At 41.4% G+C, this 268-nt stretch carries 1 protein-coding gene; it reads left to right on the top strand.

From position 1 onward, the window contains the following. Positions 1 to 268 (top strand): nicotinamide mononucleotide transporter (locus SB725_RS31540; RefSeq protein ID WP_410923351.1); only part of this gene is annotated, 268 nt, incomplete at both ends.

Raw genomic sequence — 268 nt, 5'->3', positions numbered from 1 at the left:
CCCTCTTTCCAACAGTCAACGATTTGCTCACAAGCTATGGCTACGCAGTGGTAGAAGATGATAGCAGCCTGTTTCTAGGGTTTATCTCCTTCTTTTGGATTAATGTGATTGCGTTTGTACTGTCTATTACGGCTCAGGCGGCAATGATTCTGCGTTATTCATTTAACTGGTGGTTATGGATTATCGTTAACTTTGTTTGGCTCATCGTGAACCTCATGTCTGGTAACTATATCTTTGCTATTCAGACTATGGTGTATCAAGTAAACGC

The organism is Pseudomonas sp. SIMBA_041, assembly GCF_046535095.1.
Classification (GTDB): Bacteria; Pseudomonadota; Gammaproteobacteria; order Pseudomonadales; family Pseudomonadaceae; genus Aquipseudomonas; species Aquipseudomonas mucoides.
Note: the sequence above shows the minus strand (reverse complement) of the source record. Positions and strands in the feature narration are given on the sequence as shown.